We start from the raw sequence: 15,068 nt of genomic DNA on the forward strand, positions 1-15,068 counted from the left end.
TGGTGACATGACGGCTGAGCGGGTGTGGACACCGGAGGACACAGCGCGGATGCTGCGAGCACCCGCGCGCGGCGACGACAAGTACAGCCGGGGGGTGCTTGGCGTCGCGACCGGCTCCGAGGCGTTCCCGGGGGCCGCGGTGCTCGGCGTCGAGGCCGCCGTGCGCACGGGGGTCGGCATGGTGCGCTACTACGGACCGCCCACCCCGACCGGACTCGTGCTGCACCGCCGACCCGAGGTGGTCACAGGCACCGGCAGGGTGCAGGCGTGGCTCGTCGGCTCCGGCATCCCCGGTGCCATCGAGCGCACCATGGACGACAACACCCACATCGGCGCCGCGCTCATGGCAGGCGTGCCGCTCGTCATCGACGCGGGTGCGCTCGATCGCCTTCAGACGGTGACCTCGCCCGCGGTGATCACGCCGCACTACCGCGAGCTGGAGCGCACGCTCGAGCGCACGTCCGCCCCGCTCAGTCTTGAGGAGATCCAGACGGATGCCGCGGCCGCGGCCGCCCGCGCGGCAGAGGCGCTCGGCGTGACGGTGCTGCTGAAGGGCGCGACGACGCATATCGCATTGCCGGGCGGCGAGCCCATCTCGGTCTCGCTCGGCACCACCTGGCTCGCGACGGCGGGCAGCGGCGACGTGCTGGGGGGCATCCTCGGCGCGCTGCTCGCGAGCCACGCCGCCGACATCTCCGAGCGCGGGCACGCCGCCCTCGCCGAGCTCGCCGCGACGGCAGCGGCACTGCACGGCCTCGCGGGCGTGAAGGCCTCGGGCGGTGGCCCGATCGCGGCGCTCGACATCGCGCGGGCGCTGCCGGGAGTGGTGGCCGCCCTGCTGCAGATGCGGGAGGGGGAGGCGTCGGGCTGACGGCATCAGTCGCGCGCCAGGGCAGCTCGGTCTCCGGTGGCCTGATCAGCTCAGCGCCGCGGCGAGCCGCGGCCGGTCGGCTGCTTGGGGTCTGGTCAGCACAGTGCGGTGGCGAGCCGCGGCCGGTCGGCTGCGGTGAGCTCGAGCAGGGCCTCGGGGTCGCCGAGCCGCTGGGTGGGAAGCGCGAGGGCGAGGCCCGCGACGAGGGCACCATGCGGGTCGCGGATGGCGGCGGCGAAGCATCCGTGCCCCGGCATCGGCCCGTTGGGCACCGCGACGTACGGCACGGGCGCGCCGCGCCGCTCGGCGAGCAGCAGCCTGCCGAGCGCGGACGAGGTGAGGTCGGAAAGGAGGCGCCGCTCGTCGGAGAGCGGGAAGTCCGGGTCGACGTCGACGAGCTCGAGCACCCCCTCGCGATACGAGGCGAGGTGCACGCCGCCGCGGACCCGGCGGCGCACCTCGAGCAGGATGTCGTGCACGCCCTCGGGCGTGGCCTGGACAGCGAGCCCCGCCAGCAGCGCGACCTTGCGGCCGAGCGCGAAACCCGCGAGGTCGGGCAGGCGCACGAGGTACTCGTCCTGCACGAGCAGGTTGAGCAGGCGATAGGTCGTCGCGCGCGGCAGCCCCAGCGCGGCCGAGATCTGCTGGGCTGTCACGCCGGGACCGACGCGCGCGACCTCCTCGAGAACGCTGAGCGCGCCGTGCACCGCGCCGGGCTGCCGCCCGGTCAATCCGGGGTCGCGCCCGGCCTGGCTCATGAGCCGCCCAGCAGGTCTGACGATGTGGTGTGGTCGAAGAGCCCGACCCGGGCGAGACCTCGCGAGCGCGTACGGCGCACGTACACATAGGCGAGCGCGGCGAGGGTGGCCAGGCCGCCGACGACCGCGACGGCGACCGGCTCACCGGGGACCATGACGACGAGATAGGTGATCAGCACGCCTGCGAGTCCGACCGCGGCGACGCCGGCGACGAGGTCGGTGCGCCTGCTCGACTCGCCGATGCGCCGGAGGAATGCGGGCAGCGCCGCGGTGGCCAGCACGTACGCGGTGATGTAGCCCGCAGCGGAGACGACGATCAGGAACTCCAGTGACTGCCACGGCGACCACCCGATGGCGTGCAGCACGAGCGGCACGGCGACCGTCACGGGCACGACGAGCGCGAGCGCGCGGTACGGCGTCTTGCGCAGCGGCTCGATGCGGCTCATGGCGCGCGGCAGCACGCCCTCGCGACCCAGCGAGAAGACCGCTCGGGCGAGGGCGGTCAAAGACGCGATCGCGCAGGCCGTGAAGGACGCCGCGAGACCGAGATCGAGCACGGTTCCGACGGCCGCGACGTCGGTGTCGCTCGCCAGCCGCGCCACGGCCTGGCCGCCGTCGAAGCCGATGCCGAAGGCGCCGGCGCCCGCGAGCTGCGTGTAGGCGGACAACAGGTAGACGGCGCCGACGCCGAGCACCGTCCACCGGATCGTGCGCGGCACGGTCAGGAACGGGCGCGCCGCCTCGCGGCCGAGCGACGCCGCCGACTCGAAGCCGACGAACGCGGTGAGCGCGACGGCTGTTCCTGCCACCAGGCCTCCGATCGACGGCAGCGGGTGGGTGAACGGCGCGGCGAGCTGCGCCGCATCGAGGCGGCTGAGAACGATGGCGAGCAGCGCGAGGATCACGACGAGCGACGTCAGCTCGATCACGAGCGTGACACGGGCGGAGAGACGGATGCCACGCCGCAGCACGCCGAAGCACACGGCCCCGACACCGACGAGCAGCACGGCCGTCACCCACGGCGCCGCGGCCGTCGGGCCGGCGAGCACCCCGACGAAGCTCTGCAGGAAGTACGCCGCGCCGACGACGCCGAACATGGCGATGAATCCGTAGCCGACGAGCAGACCGGACGCCGCGGCGAACCCGGGCCCCGACCCCAGCCCCTTCGAGGTGAAGGTGTACAGCGAGCCGGGGGCGGCGATGCGCAGCGCGAACTGGTTCAGCGTCGCGGCGACGCAGATCGCGAGCAGCCACGCGGCGGCGACGGCGACGAGCAGGCCCGATCCGGCTTGCGCCGCGATGAGCGCGGGCACCGTCGCGGTGCCCGCCGCCGGGGCGACGGCGCCGATCGACTGCGCGAGCACGTCGACGAAGCCGACGGTGCGCCGCTCGAGGCCCGCCATGGGGCTGTGCTGCGCGACGCCCGCGACCACGGGCGGCCGCGCGATCGCGCGGCCGAGCGCGACGAGCTGGTCCGGCGGGTTCTGGGCGGTCATGCGCACAGGGTGCCAGCGCCGTGTTGCAGGCGCGTTTCGAGGCCGCGGGCTGCTGTCTCATTCGGGGTGCGATGAGCGTTACGGCGGGGTCATTCCGGCGAAACGGCCCGCGTCGACGATAGGGGCAACCCCGCTTCGACCCCCGTTTCGACCCCTTACGAGGAGGCTCGCATGACCACTGCGGATCCCACCGCCCTTCCCGCGGCGCCCGGCGCCGCAGCAGCCGCGACACGACCCGCCCGGAAGCTCTCGGGCCGACTCGGCGTCGGCTCGATCGTCTTCATGGTGATCGCCGCGGCTGCGCCGCTCACCGTCGTCGGCGGAGGCTTCCCCGTCGGCGCCCTGCTCGGCGACGGCGTCGGCGCCCCGACCATGTACCTCATCGGCGGCGCGATCCTGCTGTTCTTCGCCGTCGGCCTCTCGACGATGAGCAACTACGTGCCCCGCCCCGGCGCGTTCTTCACCTACGTCGGCTACGGACTCGGCCGGCCGCTCGGCCTCGCCGCCGCGTGGCTCGCGATCCTCACCTACACGACGGTGCAGGTCGCGGTGTACGGCTACGTGGGCGCGGTGCTGAACAGCTACATCGTGTCACTGCACGGCCCCGAGCTGCCCTGGTGGCTGTACTCGCTCGCCATGGTCGCCATCGTCGGGCTGCTCGGCTACCGCCACATCGAGCTCTCGGGCAAGGTGCTCGGCGTGTTCCTGATCTGCGAGATCGGCGTCGTGCTGGTGCTCGCCGGCGCCGTCGTCGCGACGGGCGGCGCCGAGGGCCTCTCGGCCGCCCCGTTCCACCCCGCGAACGTGATGAGCGGCGCGCCCGCCCTCGCGCTGATGTTCGCGCTCGCCGGATTCATCGGCTTCGAGTCGACGGCCATCTACCGCGACGAGGCGAAGGACCCGCAGAAGACGATCCCGCGCGCGACCTACGCCTCGCTCATCATCATCGCCGTGTTCTACACCTTCGCGTCGTGGGCGCTCGTGATCGGCATCGGCCCCAGTCACCTGATGAGCGAGCTCGCCAAGGACCCCTCGGCGTTCATCGGCACCGTCACCGCGCAGTACCTGGGCGCGGCAGGCGGCTGGGTCGTCAACACCCTGATGATCACGAGCATGTTCGCCTGCGTGCTGTCGTTCCACAACGTGATCACGCGCTACCAGCACTCGATGTCGAACGCCGCGGTGCTGCCCGGAGCGCTCGGCAAGGTTCATGCGAAGCACCGCTCGCCGCACGCCTCGTCGCTCGTGCAGACGATCACGGCCGCCGTGCTGATGATCGCCTTCGCGCTCTTCCACCTCGACCCGGTGCTGCAGGTGTTCACCTGGTTCAGCGGCATCTCGACCTTCGCGATCGTCGTGCTGATGGGCCTCACCTGCCTCGCCGTGATCACCTACTTCGCCGCGAAGAAGATCAAGGCGGGCGCGTGGAGGACCTGGATCGCACCCGTGATCGGATTCCTCGGCCTGGCCGCCGTCGCGGTGATCATCGCCCAGAACTTCCCCCTGCTCATCGGCGACGCCGACGCGAAGGGCAACCCCGTGTTCGGCACCCTGACCGTCACCTTCCTCGCCCTCATGGCGGCCTTCCCCGTCTTCGGCATCGTGCAGGCGCTCGTCATCAGGGCGAAGAATCCGGATGCCTACCAGAACGTCATCGACACCATCAGCACCATCGAGGAGTAAGACCGTGACCATCACCGACCACAGCCACGCCCACCACGACGACGCCGCGCCCGCGCCCGCGCCGCTCGCCAGCCTGACCGCGGCCGAGATCCGCGCGGCGAGCGAGATCATCGCGGGGGCCGGCCTCGTGACCCCGACCACGCGCTACGCCTACCTCGGGCTGCTCGAGCCCGACAAGGCCGATGTGCTGGCCTTCGCCGCGGGCACCGGACCCGCGCCGGCGCGCGAGGTGCGCGCCCTGCTGCTCGACCGCTCGAGCGGGGCATCGCTCGACGTCACGGTGTCGCTGGCCCAGGCATCCGTCGTCTCCTCCGTGCCCATCGACGGCAGCCGCGGGCAAGTGCCCATCCTCGACGAGGAGTTCGAGGACATCGCGGGCATCGTGAACGCCGACCCGCGCTGGGTCGAGGCGCTCGCCCGCAAGGGCGTGACGCCGGAGCAGGTCATCCAGGTGCCGCTGTCGCCGGGTTTCTACGAGATTCCGGGGGAGGAGGGGCGCCGCGTCATCCGCGTCTTCGCCTTCCGCATGGACCACGAGCTCGACCACCCGTGGGCGCACCCCGTCGACGGGCTGTGCGCGTACGTCGACGTGATCTCGCACGAGCTGCTGCAGATCATCGAGACGGATGCCGCGCCGGTGCCCGAGCAGTCGCACAACTACCACCTGCCCGAGGGCCGACCCGCCGACCTCGAGGGGCTCAAGCCGCTCGAGATCACGCAGCCCGAAGGGCCCAGCTTCGCGGTCACCGGCGAGCACGTCGAGTGGGCGAACTGGAGCCTCGATCTCGGCTTCGACGCCCGCGAGGGGCTGATCCTGCGCAATCTGGCCTTCGCCGACCCCGACAAGGGCGGCGAGGTGCGGCCCGTGATGTACCGCGGGTCGATCGCCGAGATGGTCGTGCCCTACGGCGACCCGTCGCCGTCGCGCTACTGGCAGAACTACTTCGACACGGGCGAGTACGTCTTCGGCCGCTACACCAACTCGCTCACGCTCGGCTGCGACTGCCTGGGGGAGATCCAGTACTTCGACGCGACGCTCGCCGACGAGCTCGGCAACCCGCGGGTCATCGAGAACGCGATCTGCATGCACGAGGAGGACTTCGGCGTGCTGTGGAAGCACACCGACCTGTTCACGGGCGAGTCCGAGGTGCGCCGGTCCCGCCGTCTCGTCATCTCGTTCTTCACGACCGTCGGCAACTACGACTACGGCTTCTACTGGTACCTCTACCTCGACGGCACGATCGAGCTCGAGGCGAAGCTCACGGGCATCCTGTTCCCGTCCGCGCACTCCGGAGACCTCGACTACCCCTACGCCTCGCTCGTCGCGCCGGGCGTCGGTGCCCCGTATCACCAGCACCTGTTCAGCGCGCGGCTCGACATGATGGTCGACGGGCTCGCCAACGCCGTCGATGAGATCGACGCCGTGCGCGTGCCGATCGGGCCGGGCAACGAGCACGGCAACGCCTTCACGAAGTCGGTGCGCCGCATCGGCTCGGAGGCTGAGGGCGCGCTCGACGCGAGCGGCGGCACGAGCCGCAACTGGATGATCTCGAACACCGAGAAGACCAACGGCCTCGGCCAGCACCCGGGCTATGTGCTGCACGTCGAGCAGTCGCCGACGCTGCTCGCCGACCCGGCCTCGTCCATCGCGAAGCGCGCCGCCTACACGACCAAGACGCTGTGGGTGACGCAGTATTCTTCCGACGAACGCTACCCGGCGGGGGAGTTCGTGAACCAGAATCCTGGTGTGGACGGCATCACGGCCTGGCAGGCCGCCGATCGCAACCTCGACGGCGACGACATCGTGCTGTGGACCACCTTCGGTCTCACACACTTCCCGCGCCCCGAGGACTGGCCCGTCATGCCGACGGACTACGTCAAGTTCACGATGAAGCCCTACGGATTCTTCGACAGGAACCCCGCGCTCAACGTGAAGCCCACCGTGTCGGACCACTGCGCGCCGGGCCACGCCGGCCACGCCGGTTCTGCCGCCCATGCCGGCCATTCGGAGCACGCGGGGCATGACCACCACTGAGCTCATCGGCGCGGCGCGCGGCCGCTGGGCCGCCAGGCGGGCAGTCGCCTGGCGGGGCCCGGCGGCCATGGCCGTCATGGTTGCGGGCATGCTCGACACCATGGTTCCGGGGCTGCACCTTGTTTCGGCGGTGCTGTGGGTGGCGCTCGAGCTGGGACTCGCTCTCATCGTCGCGGTGCCGGGGCGCGGCGCCCGCTGCTGCACCCCGCTCGCCGCGCACCGCGCGCTCGGGCTCATCGTGATGGCGGCGCTCACCGTCGCGATGGCCGGGACGATGACGGATGCCGGTTCCGTGCCCGCTTCGTCGGGCATGGCGATGCCGGGCATGGGCGCGGGGCTCGGGGTCGCGCCGCTCGCGCTCGCCGCGGGGGCGGCGTACACGGCGTGGTCCGTGTGGCGCGCTCGGCGGCACGAGGCCCGCGTCGAGATGCTGCTCTCCGCGGCATCCGTCGCCCTCATGTGCGCCTTCGCCTTCTGACAGCGAAGGATTCGTCACCGAACGCACGATCTGTCACACGAAGTCGGCTCTGCCGGGTGACGCATCGTGCGTCTCATGCCCGCGCGGCGTGTGCGCCGGCGGCCAGGTGGGCCATGATCTCGGCCAAGGTGGTCTCCCACCCGAACACCACCTCGGCATAGCCATAGCGCAGCACCGTGTAGCCCATGAGTTTGAGGCGTCTGTCCTGGCGTCGATCGCGGGCGAGCTGCACGGGGTCCTTCAGGTGCTGAAGCCCGTCGAGCTGAATGATCAGCCGCTCGCCGATCAGCAGATCGACAGGGTGCCCATCGATGACCACCTGCCGCTGGCAGGCGATGCCGGCCCAGCCCAGGCGCACGCGCGTGAGGGTCTCCAACCCGGAGTCCGCGTCGCCCGTCACGAGCGCGACCGCCTCGGCGAACCGGCCTCGGTGCACGAATGCCAGCCGCTCGAGCTCTTCGAGCGTGATCATCCCCAGGCGCACCGCCGAGTCGAAGCTGGCGACGGCGGCATCGAGGGGCTGGCAGCGAGCGATGTGGGCGAGCGTGTTGCGGCCGGACTCGATGGCCAGGCGAGAGCGATCCGGTTCGATGGGTGCTGGAGTCCAGTGCAGCACCGGCTCTGGTGCGAGACCGTCAGACCGGAAGCGGCCGTTGTGCGAGCGCGGGACGACATGGAACTCGTCGCTCTCGAGCACCCAGATGCCCATGGCGCGAGCTGCGGTCACGCAGGCGGCGCGACCGCCCATGGCCACCGCTCGCCTGAGCACGGGGTTCGCGGTCGGCCGACCGAGGATGTCGCGGGTGAACGCGACGAGGGCGCCGTCGGCGATGAGCGCACGGATGCCGTGGGAGGTGAGACCGGCACGGCGCAGCTGCGCGCGCGAGACGAACCCCTGGTTCACCGAGAGAAGAGTGTCAAGCCGCATGCCGAGAGTCTCCCGGCTTCGCGGCACCTGTCTCGTCGGCAAGGCCGGCTTTTGGGGATGGCTGCCCGGGTTGCGCGGCTGTGCTGGGGAAGAGCGGGCGCAGAGCCGCCCTGATGCGCTTGACGATTCGTCACGGAACGAACGATTGGTCACCCCGACGCGGGAGTTCGAGGTGACGAATCGTTCGAAAGGTGACAAACACGGGAGCGGGGGATGCCAGGGATGCCCAGCCGGAGGCGGGAGCGGGGATGCCGGGCAGGCGCCGCCGGTAGGGTGGGGCGCATGCGCGCCCTGCTCAGACGTCGTTCTGTGCTGTGGCCCGCCTTCGTCGTGGTGCACCTCGTGCTCGCGGCGTCGAACCTCGCGCCGGGGGTGACCGGGAACTCCTTCAACGACGTCACGGGCTTCTACCGCGTGTGGGCAGAGAATGCCGTGCACGGCTTCGGCTGGCCGGCGATCGACCAGCCGTGGGTGTACCCGATCGTCGCGCTCGTGCCGATGCTGATTCCGCTGATCGGCGGTTCGGCCGGATACGGGGCGATCTGGCTGCTGCAGGTGAGCCTGTTGAACGCGGTCGCGTTCGGGGTGCTGATCACCCGCCCCAGTGCTCCACGGGTGCGGGCCGCCTGGTATTGGCTCGCCGCGCTGCTCGCCCTCGGCCCGGTCGCCCTCGGCCGGCTCGATGTCGTGTCGGTCGCGCTCGCCGTGCTCGGCGTGGTCGCGCTGGCCACCCGGCCATGGCTTGCCGGAGTGCTGCTCGCGCTCGGCACCTGGGTGAAGTTCTGGCCCGCGGCGATCGTGCTGGCCGTCGTCGTCGCCGCGAAGGAGCGCTGGCGGGTGCTCATTGCCGCAGCCGCTTCGACCGCCGCCATCATCGCGCTCGCGTGGTTCGCGCTCGGCGCACGCTACCTGTTCAGCTTCGTCGGGCAGCAGTCGGGGCGCGGGCTGCAGGTCGAGTCCCCGTTCGCGACGCCGCTGCTCTGGGCTGCCTGGGCACGGATTCCGGGGGTCAAGGTCTACTACGACACGGGGATCTACACCTTCCAGGTGTCGGGCCCTGGGGCATCCGCCCTCACCCATGCCGCGGACTGGGCCATGCCGATCGCCGTCGCAGGCGCCGTGCTGGTCGGGCTCGTCGCGGTGCTGCGGAATGCGGAGCCGCGGTACGCGACGGCGGCGCTCGCGCTCGCCCTCACCGTGGGGTTCTGCGCCTTCGACAAGGTGGGCTCGCCGCAGTACCACGCGTGGTTCGCCGTGCCGGTGATGCTCGGGCTGATGGTCTCGGCGCGGCGGTTCGCGCTGCCAGCGTGGCTCGTGCTGGCATCCACCGTCCTGACTCAGCTGATCTACCCGTGGTTCTATGACGCGCTGCTCGCGCTCCACCCGGTCATGCTGGCCGTGCTCACGGCGCGCAACGCGCTCGAGCTCATCGTCTTCGCCTGGGCGCTCGTCGCGCTCTGGCGCGCCCCCTCAACGAAAGGAAGCAGCAGATGATCGTCGCGTTCTCAGTGGGAATATCGGGCGGGGCCGCCGCAAACGAAGAAGGCTCGGTGCACGACGCCGTCGCCGCTGCCGTGCGCGTGGTGCGCGAGTCGGGGCTGCCCAACAGGACGAGCTCGATGTTCACAGAGATCGAAGGCGAATGGGACGAGGTGATGGACGTCGTGAAGCGCGCCACCGAGGCCGTGCTGCTGTTCGGCACGCGGGCGTCGCTTGTGCTGAAGGCCGACATCCGCCCCGGCTACTCGGGTGAGCTCGACGGCAAGATCGAGCGACTGGAGGGCGCGCTCTCGAAGCTCGGCTAGGGCGCTCGAATCGTTTCGATCCTCGCGTAGAATCGAGCGCATGCCCCGCACCGCCGCCGGGTCGGCGGTGCTCTCGCCGGCTCGAATCCGCTTCGCCCTGATCGCGCTCGCGCTGGGCGGCTTTGCGATCGGCTCGACCGAGTTCGTCGCGATGGGCCTGTTGCCCGACATCGCGCACGCGATGCTGCCCGGGCTCTGGGCGGCGAACCACGAGGATGCCAACGCGCGGGCCGGCTGGATCGTCAGCGCCTACGCCCTCGGCGTCGTCGTCGGCGCCCCGACGATCGCCGCGAGCGCCGCGAAGCTGCCCCGCAAGAAGCTGCTGCTCTGGCTGCTCGTCGCCTTCACGGTCGCCACGGTGGCCGCCGCGCTCTCGCCCAACTTCCCGAGCCTGCTCGTCTTCCGCTTCCTGTGCGGCCTGCCGCACGGTGCGTACTTCGGCATCGCCTCGCTCGTCGCCGGCGACCTGATGGGCGAGGGCAAGCGCGTGCGCGCCGTCGCCTTCGTCATGACCGGACTCACGGTCGCGAACATCGTCGGCGTGCCCGGTATCACCTGGGTCGGCGAGACCTACGGCTGGCGCGTCGCCTACCTGGTCGTCGCCGGCCTGTTCGCCCTGACCTTCCTGGCGATCGCCGCGGCCGTACCGTGGCAGCCGGGCAATCCCGAGCAGACCTTCCGGCGCGAGCTCAGCGCGTTCCGGCATCCCCAGCTCTGGTTCGCCATCGGCATGGGGGCGATCGGCTTCGGCGGCTTCTTCGCGCTGTACACCTACGTCGCGCCGCTCGTGACCGACATCGCCCACCTGCCGCAGCAGCCGTGGGTGCCGATCGTGCTGGTGGTCTGCGGCCTCGGCATGTTCGTCGGCAACCTCGCCGGCGGCCGGGCGGGCGACTACTCGGTGAAGCTCACGATCCTCGCCGCGTTCGGCGCCGTCATGGTCTCGCTCGCGTTCACGGGGCTGTTCGCCCGCACGCCGGCGCTGCTCATCGTCGGCATCTTCCTCGTGGGCATCGCGTCGTCGGCCGTCGGCCCGGCCGTGCAGTCGCGGCTCATGGACGTCGCCCACGACGCCCACTCGATCGCCGCGGCGCTCAACCATTCGGCGTTCAACCTCGGCAACTCGCTGGGCGCCTACGTGGGCGGCGTAGTGGTCGGGCTCGGCTTCGGCTATCGAGCGCCGATCTGGATCGGCCTCGCGCTCACCCTGCTCGGCATGCTCATCGCGTCGGCGTCGTTCCTCGTCGAGCGCCGCACGGGCCGCCTGCGCGCCCACACGCGGCCGATGGACCTGACGCTGCCTGCGACGCACTGACAGATGTGTCAATCGGATGCCTCGGCATCCATCTCCCGCTAGCCTGCGATGGTGAGCAACACGACGCCTCCCGGCTGGTACCCCGACCCCTGGAACTCGAGCGCCCAGCGATTCTGGGACGGCGGCCAATGGACCGACCATGTGGCCGCGCGCAACGGGGCGGCCGAGCGGCCGCGGCTCGCCGACGGTGCACCGATCTACGGGCTGCTCATCTGGCTCATCGCCGCGCTGCCCGTCATCAGCGGAGTGCTCGTGTGGTTCATCCGCATCGACTTCGCCGGGTACATCGACCAGCTCCGCCGACTGGAGAGCTGGGACGGCACGGGGCCGATGCCCGCATTCGACCCGTTCTCGATGTTCGGGCCGGGCTACTGGGTGAACATGGTGGTGAGCATCGTGCTCTACGCGGCCCTGATCGTGCTCGCTGCGCTTGACCGCCGTCGGCTGCTCGCACTCGGCGTCGAGCGCCCGTTCCACTGGGCGTGGGCGTTCCTGGGCTCGATCGTCTACGTGATCGGCCGAAGCGTGATCGTGCGCCGGGTGGCTGCGCCGCGCGGACTCGCGCCGATGTGGGTGGCGATCGGGGTCACCGTGGCAGTGATCATCTCGAGCGTCGTCTGGAGCGCGATCTACAGCGCCCAGATGCTGAACCAGCTGGGCGACCTGGTGAACACCCTGCCGACCACCTGACGTCAGTCGTTATGCAAGAGGATGCCGTCGGCGATGGCCCGCTTGCGCAACGCCACCTTGGTGCCGACGTCGAAGCCGGCGAGCCGGTACTTCTCACGGATCCGCTTCAGGTAGCTCTTCGCCGTCTCGTCGCTGATGCCGAGCTTGTAAGCGACCGACTTCACGGGCTCGCCGGCGCCGTACAGCGCCATGACGCGGCGCTCCTGAGCGGACAGCTTGGGGCTCGAGCCCTCGGATTCGTTGAGCTGCACCTCGAGCTCGGCCGACACGAAGGTCTCACCGGCGAGGGCCGAGCGCACGGCCTCCGCGATCATCGCGGCGTCCTCGCTCTTGACGACGTAGCCCAGTGCGCCGGCCGCGAGGGCCTCGCGAACCACATTGGGGTCGGAGTACGCGCTCATCAGCACGGTGCGCGCTCCGGCGGTCTTGAGCGCCGACAGCTTCACCGAGACGGGGATGTTGTCCTTGAGATCGAGGTCGAGCAGCACGACGTCGACGGGGAAGGCGGGGCTGGTGAGCAGCTCGGGCCAGGTGGCGACCGCGGAGACGACCTCGATGTCGTCGGCGGCGTTGCGGATCCACTCGGTGAGAGCGCCGAGGATCATGCGATGGTCGTCGACGATCGCGATCCGAATGGGTTGGCCAGTCACATCGTCTCTTTCTTTCGGGAACTCATCGGTCGGCGACCACGTCGAGAGCGCAATCGACATCGATTCTCAGAGTAGGCGTCTGGAACGAATCCGAATAACGGCCCACTCGGCTGATAGCTTGCCATGCCGCCGGGTCGATGCGCCGTTTCGGCACACCGATGAGCTCGAGGATGATCGCGAGCCGCTGGTTCTGGCCCGCGGCCCCGCTCGACCGGCGCACGCTCACCGTCAGCGACTGGGCCACCCGCTCGCCGTCGCCAGCGAACATCCAGATCGCGGTGAGCAGGCCGTCGCGCTGGTCGGGTGCGAGCCCCGCTGCGAGCCCGTCGGGGTCGTCGATGGTCGAGATCGAGCCGAGCACGCTCGACTCGGTGAGCGCGTGGTACAGCCAGGTCTCGCTCTTCCCGGCGACGAGATTCATGCGCAGCTGGGTGGCGATGGCGGATGCCTCCTCCGCGATCTCCTCGGGAAGGGGCAGCGGCGTGCGCCCGCTCGCGACGTCGTCGAGCAGCTTCTCGGCCTGGGCGTCGAGCCGCACCAGCTGTTCAGAGGCCGACAGGCCGAGGCTCGCGCCGGCGCCCGTGGTCGTGCCCTTCGCCTGTGACAGGTCGGACTGGAACTCGACCATGTTGCGGAAGGACTGCACGATCGCGACGGCGAGCGTCGGCGGGATGATCGCGATCGCGATCGAGACGATGCCGGGCGCCGCGTCGAAGGCGTACGCCGTCTTGGCGGTGAGCACGATGTCGGCGACCAGCAGGATGCCGAGCGCGCCGGTCGCCATCAGGATGCTGCGCGCCTTCTGGGTGGTCGCGAACATCGCGAGCCCTGCGCCCGTGGCCATCGCCGCTGTCGGGAACGGCCCCCACACGTTGGAGCCGACCTGATCGAGCACGCCGAACACGTCGAGCACGAGCACGACGCCGAAGGCGATGCGCGCCCACATGAACCAGCTCGAGGGCAGCCGCACGCGGCGCGAGGTGCGCAGTTGCGTGAGCGTCGTGACCACGATGAGGATGACCCAGGCGGCGAGGTCGAGCGGCAGCGCCGTGACGAAGGTGATGTCGGCGATGAAGAACAGGAAGCACAGCGCGAGGATGACGTTCGCGGCGAGGTTGATGCCGCTCGACAGCCGGTCGACGCTGGGCGCGGATTCCGCGATCGGGGCGGGGGCGGCGACGTGGCTCACTTGGGGACCTCCAGAACGACGGTCGTCCCGCTTCCCGGCGCCGAGAACAGCCGGGCGTCGCCGCCGACGTCGCGCAGCCGGGCCACGATGGACTCGCTGAACCCCAGGCGCCCCGGCGCGATCTGGTCGAGGGAGAAGCCCACGCCGTCGTCCGTCACCATCGCGCGCACGCTCTGATCGTCGTCGGTGATGGTGACGTGCGCCTCGCCGACGCCGGAGTGCCTGCGCACGTTCTCGAGGCTCTCGGAGAGCGCGAGCAGGAAGGCGTCGAGCGTGTCGCTCGGCAGCAGCACCTGCCCCTTGCCGTGCCAGGTGACCTCGAGACCCATGCGGCGGAAGCGCTGCTTGACCGATTCGAGGGTGTTGCCGAGGGTGGACTCCTCGACGGGGCGTAGCTTGTACTCGCCGCTCGCGGCGGGGTTCGGCGTGAAGCCCATGCGCAGCTGGCGCAGCAGGGCGGCATCCTCGCCCGCCTGCTCGCGCAGCGATGCCTCGCCGACGCCGACGCCCGAGTGCGCGAGGAGCGTGAGCGTCGCGAGCACGGTGTCGTGCAGCAGCCGGGCGCCCTGGCGGCGGCGCGCCTCGGTCTCGCTCGCGACCCGTTCGGCGCGGTACGCGTCGCTCATGTTGGCGATGCGCCGCATCGCCTGCGGCACGATGCGGCCGAGCCACAGCGCCAGCACGGTGCAGAAGACCCACCCGGCCACGCCGATCGTGATGGTGTGGAACTTGAACTCGCTGCGGCTGTCGGGGATGACGAGCGCGGCGATCGACGTGATGAGCGTCACGACGTAGAGCACCATGCGCGGGCCGGTCGTGCCCAGCATGATGCCGGCTCCCGCGATCGAACCGCCTGCGATGATGCCGATGCCGTAGGCGATCGCGGCGTTCGTGATGCCCTCGCTGCTGGCGCCGGCGAGGATCAGCGCCGCGACCGAGACGGCGTCGATCGCCACGATCCACCCGATGCCGCTCGTGACCCTCAGGTACAGGAATCCGATCAGCGCGATCAGCAGCAGGCCGACGACCGTGATCTGGAGCCAGGTGGGCTCGACTGCGCGCGGCAGCACGAAGCAGACGATCGCGGTCAGGGTCATCATCGACCCGTAGACGCGCGCGGCGGCCGCGAGAAGGCGATCGCGCTCCTTGGAGATCCGGTTCATCCGCTCA

Annotated in this window: 14 protein-coding genes; 8 read left to right on the forward strand and 6 right to left on the reverse strand. The window is 70.7% G+C overall.

Features of this window, described 5'->3' with window-relative positions; all coding sequences use genetic code 11:
- The first annotated feature begins 7 nt into the window (after positions 1–7).
- Entirely contained in the window at positions 8–871 is an 864-nt protein-coding gene (locus ABD708_RS11345) for an ADP-dependent NAD(P)H-hydrate dehydratase (RefSeq protein ID WP_344754416.1), read from the forward strand.
- A 95-nt stretch (positions 872–966) separates the two neighbouring features.
- Here ABD708_RS11345 and ABD708_RS11350 read toward each other — a convergent pair whose 3' ends face one another.
- On the reverse strand, positions 967–1,629 hold the full coding sequence (locus ABD708_RS11350; RefSeq protein WP_344754418.1) for a helix-turn-helix domain-containing protein: 663 nt from the start codon (positions 1,627–1,629) through the stop codon (positions 967–969).
- Positions 1,626–3,125, reverse strand: a complete 1,500-nt coding sequence (locus ABD708_RS11355; protein ID WP_344754420.1) for an APC family permease — start codon at positions 3,123–3,125, stop codon at positions 1,626–1,628. The genes ABD708_RS11350 and ABD708_RS11355 overlap by 4 nt, the downstream gene beginning before the upstream one ends.
- A gap of 171 nt (positions 3,126–3,296) precedes the next feature.
- Here ABD708_RS11355 and ABD708_RS11360 point away from each other — a divergent pair, with 171 nt between their 5' ends.
- The 3 genes from ABD708_RS11360 to ABD708_RS11370 are packed head-to-tail and all read left to right on the forward strand — an operon-like array spanning position 3,297 to position 7,321.
- Positions 3,297–4,808 carry an APC family permease gene (locus ABD708_RS11360; protein ID WP_344754422.1) on the forward strand — a complete coding sequence of 504 codons (1,512 nt, stop codon included), beginning with the start codon at positions 3,297–3,299 and terminating at the stop codon, positions 4,806–4,808.
- Positions 4,762–6,843: a primary-amine oxidase gene (locus tag ABD708_RS11365; RefSeq protein WP_425553283.1), complete on the forward strand. Its 2,082-nt coding sequence runs from the start codon at positions 4,762–4,764 to the stop codon at positions 6,841–6,843. The genes ABD708_RS11360 and ABD708_RS11365 overlap by 47 nt, the downstream gene beginning before the upstream one ends.
- The gene (locus tag ABD708_RS11370) at positions 6,830–7,321 is read left to right on the forward strand and encodes a hypothetical protein (protein WP_344754426.1); all 492 of its coding nucleotides are present in this window, start codon (positions 6,830–6,832) and stop codon (positions 7,319–7,321) included. The genes ABD708_RS11365 and ABD708_RS11370 overlap by 14 nt, the downstream gene beginning before the upstream one ends.
- A gap of 73 nt (positions 7,322–7,394) precedes the next feature.
- On the opposite strand, the gene ABD708_RS11375 is transcribed toward ABD708_RS11370, so the two are convergent.
- On the reverse strand, positions 7,395–8,249 hold the full coding sequence (locus ABD708_RS11375) for an endonuclease domain-containing protein (protein WP_344754428.1): 855 nt from the start codon (positions 8,247–8,249) through the stop codon (positions 7,395–7,397).
- 282 nt (positions 8,250–8,531) lie between these two features.
- Between ABD708_RS11375 and ABD708_RS11380 the strand changes: the two genes are divergently transcribed.
- The 4 genes from ABD708_RS11380 to ABD708_RS11395 are packed head-to-tail and all read left to right on the forward strand — an operon-like array spanning position 8,532 to position 12,059.
- Entirely contained in the window at positions 8,532–9,743 is a 1,212-nt protein-coding gene (locus tag ABD708_RS11380) for a glycosyltransferase 87 family protein (RefSeq protein ID WP_344754430.1), read from the forward strand.
- Positions 9,740–10,054, forward strand: coding sequence for a thiamine-binding protein (locus tag ABD708_RS11385; protein ID WP_344754432.1), 315 nt, complete (start codon positions 9,740–9,742; stop codon positions 10,052–10,054). The genes ABD708_RS11380 and ABD708_RS11385 overlap by 4 nt, the downstream gene beginning before the upstream one ends.
- Positions 10,055–10,094: 40 nt before the next feature.
- Positions 10,095–11,369, forward strand: a complete 1,275-nt coding sequence (locus ABD708_RS11390; protein ID WP_344754434.1) for an MFS transporter — start codon at positions 10,095–10,097, stop codon at positions 11,367–11,369.
- Between the two features lie 51 nt (positions 11,370–11,420).
- Entirely contained in the window at positions 11,421–12,059 is a 639-nt protein-coding gene (locus tag ABD708_RS11395) for a DUF2510 domain-containing protein (RefSeq protein WP_344754436.1), read from the forward strand.
- Between the two features lie 2 nt (positions 12,060–12,061).
- Here the strand turns inward: ABD708_RS11395 and ABD708_RS11400 are convergent, their stop codons facing one another.
- From ABD708_RS11400 to ABD708_RS11410, 3 genes are read right to left on the reverse strand one after another with little or no spacing between them, the layout of a single operon-like run.
- Positions 12,062–12,709 (reverse strand): response regulator, encoded by a 648-nt coding sequence (locus ABD708_RS11400; protein WP_344754438.1) that lies wholly within the window; start codon positions 12,707–12,709, stop codon positions 12,062–12,064.
- Positions 12,710–12,731: 22 nt separating this feature from the next.
- Positions 12,732–13,898, reverse strand: a complete 1,167-nt coding sequence (locus ABD708_RS11405) for a hypothetical protein (RefSeq protein WP_344754440.1) — start codon at positions 13,896–13,898, stop codon at positions 12,732–12,734.
- Complete coding sequence (locus tag ABD708_RS11410; RefSeq protein ID WP_344754442.1) at positions 13,895–15,061, reverse strand: sensor histidine kinase; 1,167 nt, start codon at positions 15,059–15,061, stop codon at positions 13,895–13,897. Before ABD708_RS11410 ends, ABD708_RS11405 begins: the two co-directional genes overlap by 4 nt.
- Between the last annotated feature and the right edge of the window lie 7 nt (positions 15,062–15,068).

It is taken from the genome of Gryllotalpicola koreensis, from assembly GCF_039538185.1.
In the GTDB taxonomy this organism is placed as follows: Bacteria; Actinomycetota; Actinomycetes; order Actinomycetales; family Microbacteriaceae; genus Gryllotalpicola; species Gryllotalpicola koreensis.

Bases quoted from the DNA above. Each gene is read 5' to 3' on its own strand.
- ABD708_RS11345 (WP_344754416.1), top strand. From the start codon at position 8: ATGACGGCTGAGCGGGTGTGGACACCGGAGGACACAGCGCGGATGCTG.
- ABD708_RS11350 (WP_344754418.1), bottom strand. From the start codon at position 1,629: ATGAGCCAGGCCGGGCGCGACCCCGGATTGACCGGGCGGCAGCCCGGC.
- ABD708_RS11355 (WP_344754420.1), bottom strand. From the start codon at position 3,125: ATGACCGCCCAGAACCCGCCGGACCAGCTCGTCGCGCTCGGCCGCGCG.
- ABD708_RS11360 (WP_344754422.1), top strand. From the start codon at position 3,297: ATGACCACTGCGGATCCCACCGCCCTTCCCGCGGCGCCCGGCGCCGCA.
- ABD708_RS11365 (WP_425553283.1), top strand. From the start codon at position 4,762: ATGCCTACCAGAACGTCATCGACACCATCAGCACCATCGAGGAGTAAG.
- ABD708_RS11370 (WP_344754426.1), top strand. From the start codon at position 6,830: ATGACCACCACTGAGCTCATCGGCGCGGCGCGCGGCCGCTGGGCCGCC.
- ABD708_RS11375 (WP_344754428.1), bottom strand. From the start codon at position 8,249: ATGCGGCTTGACACTCTTCTCTCGGTGAACCAGGGGTTCGTCTCGCGC.
- ABD708_RS11380 (WP_344754430.1), top strand. From the start codon at position 8,532: ATGCGCGCCCTGCTCAGACGTCGTTCTGTGCTGTGGCCCGCCTTCGTC.
- ABD708_RS11385 (WP_344754432.1), top strand. From the start codon at position 9,740: ATGATCGTCGCGTTCTCAGTGGGAATATCGGGCGGGGCCGCCGCAAAC.
- ABD708_RS11390 (WP_344754434.1), top strand. From the start codon at position 10,095: ATGCCCCGCACCGCCGCCGGGTCGGCGGTGCTCTCGCCGGCTCGAATC.
- ABD708_RS11410 (WP_344754442.1), bottom strand. From the start codon at position 15,061: ATGAACCGGATCTCCAAGGAGCGCGATCGCCTTCTCGCGGCCGCCGCG.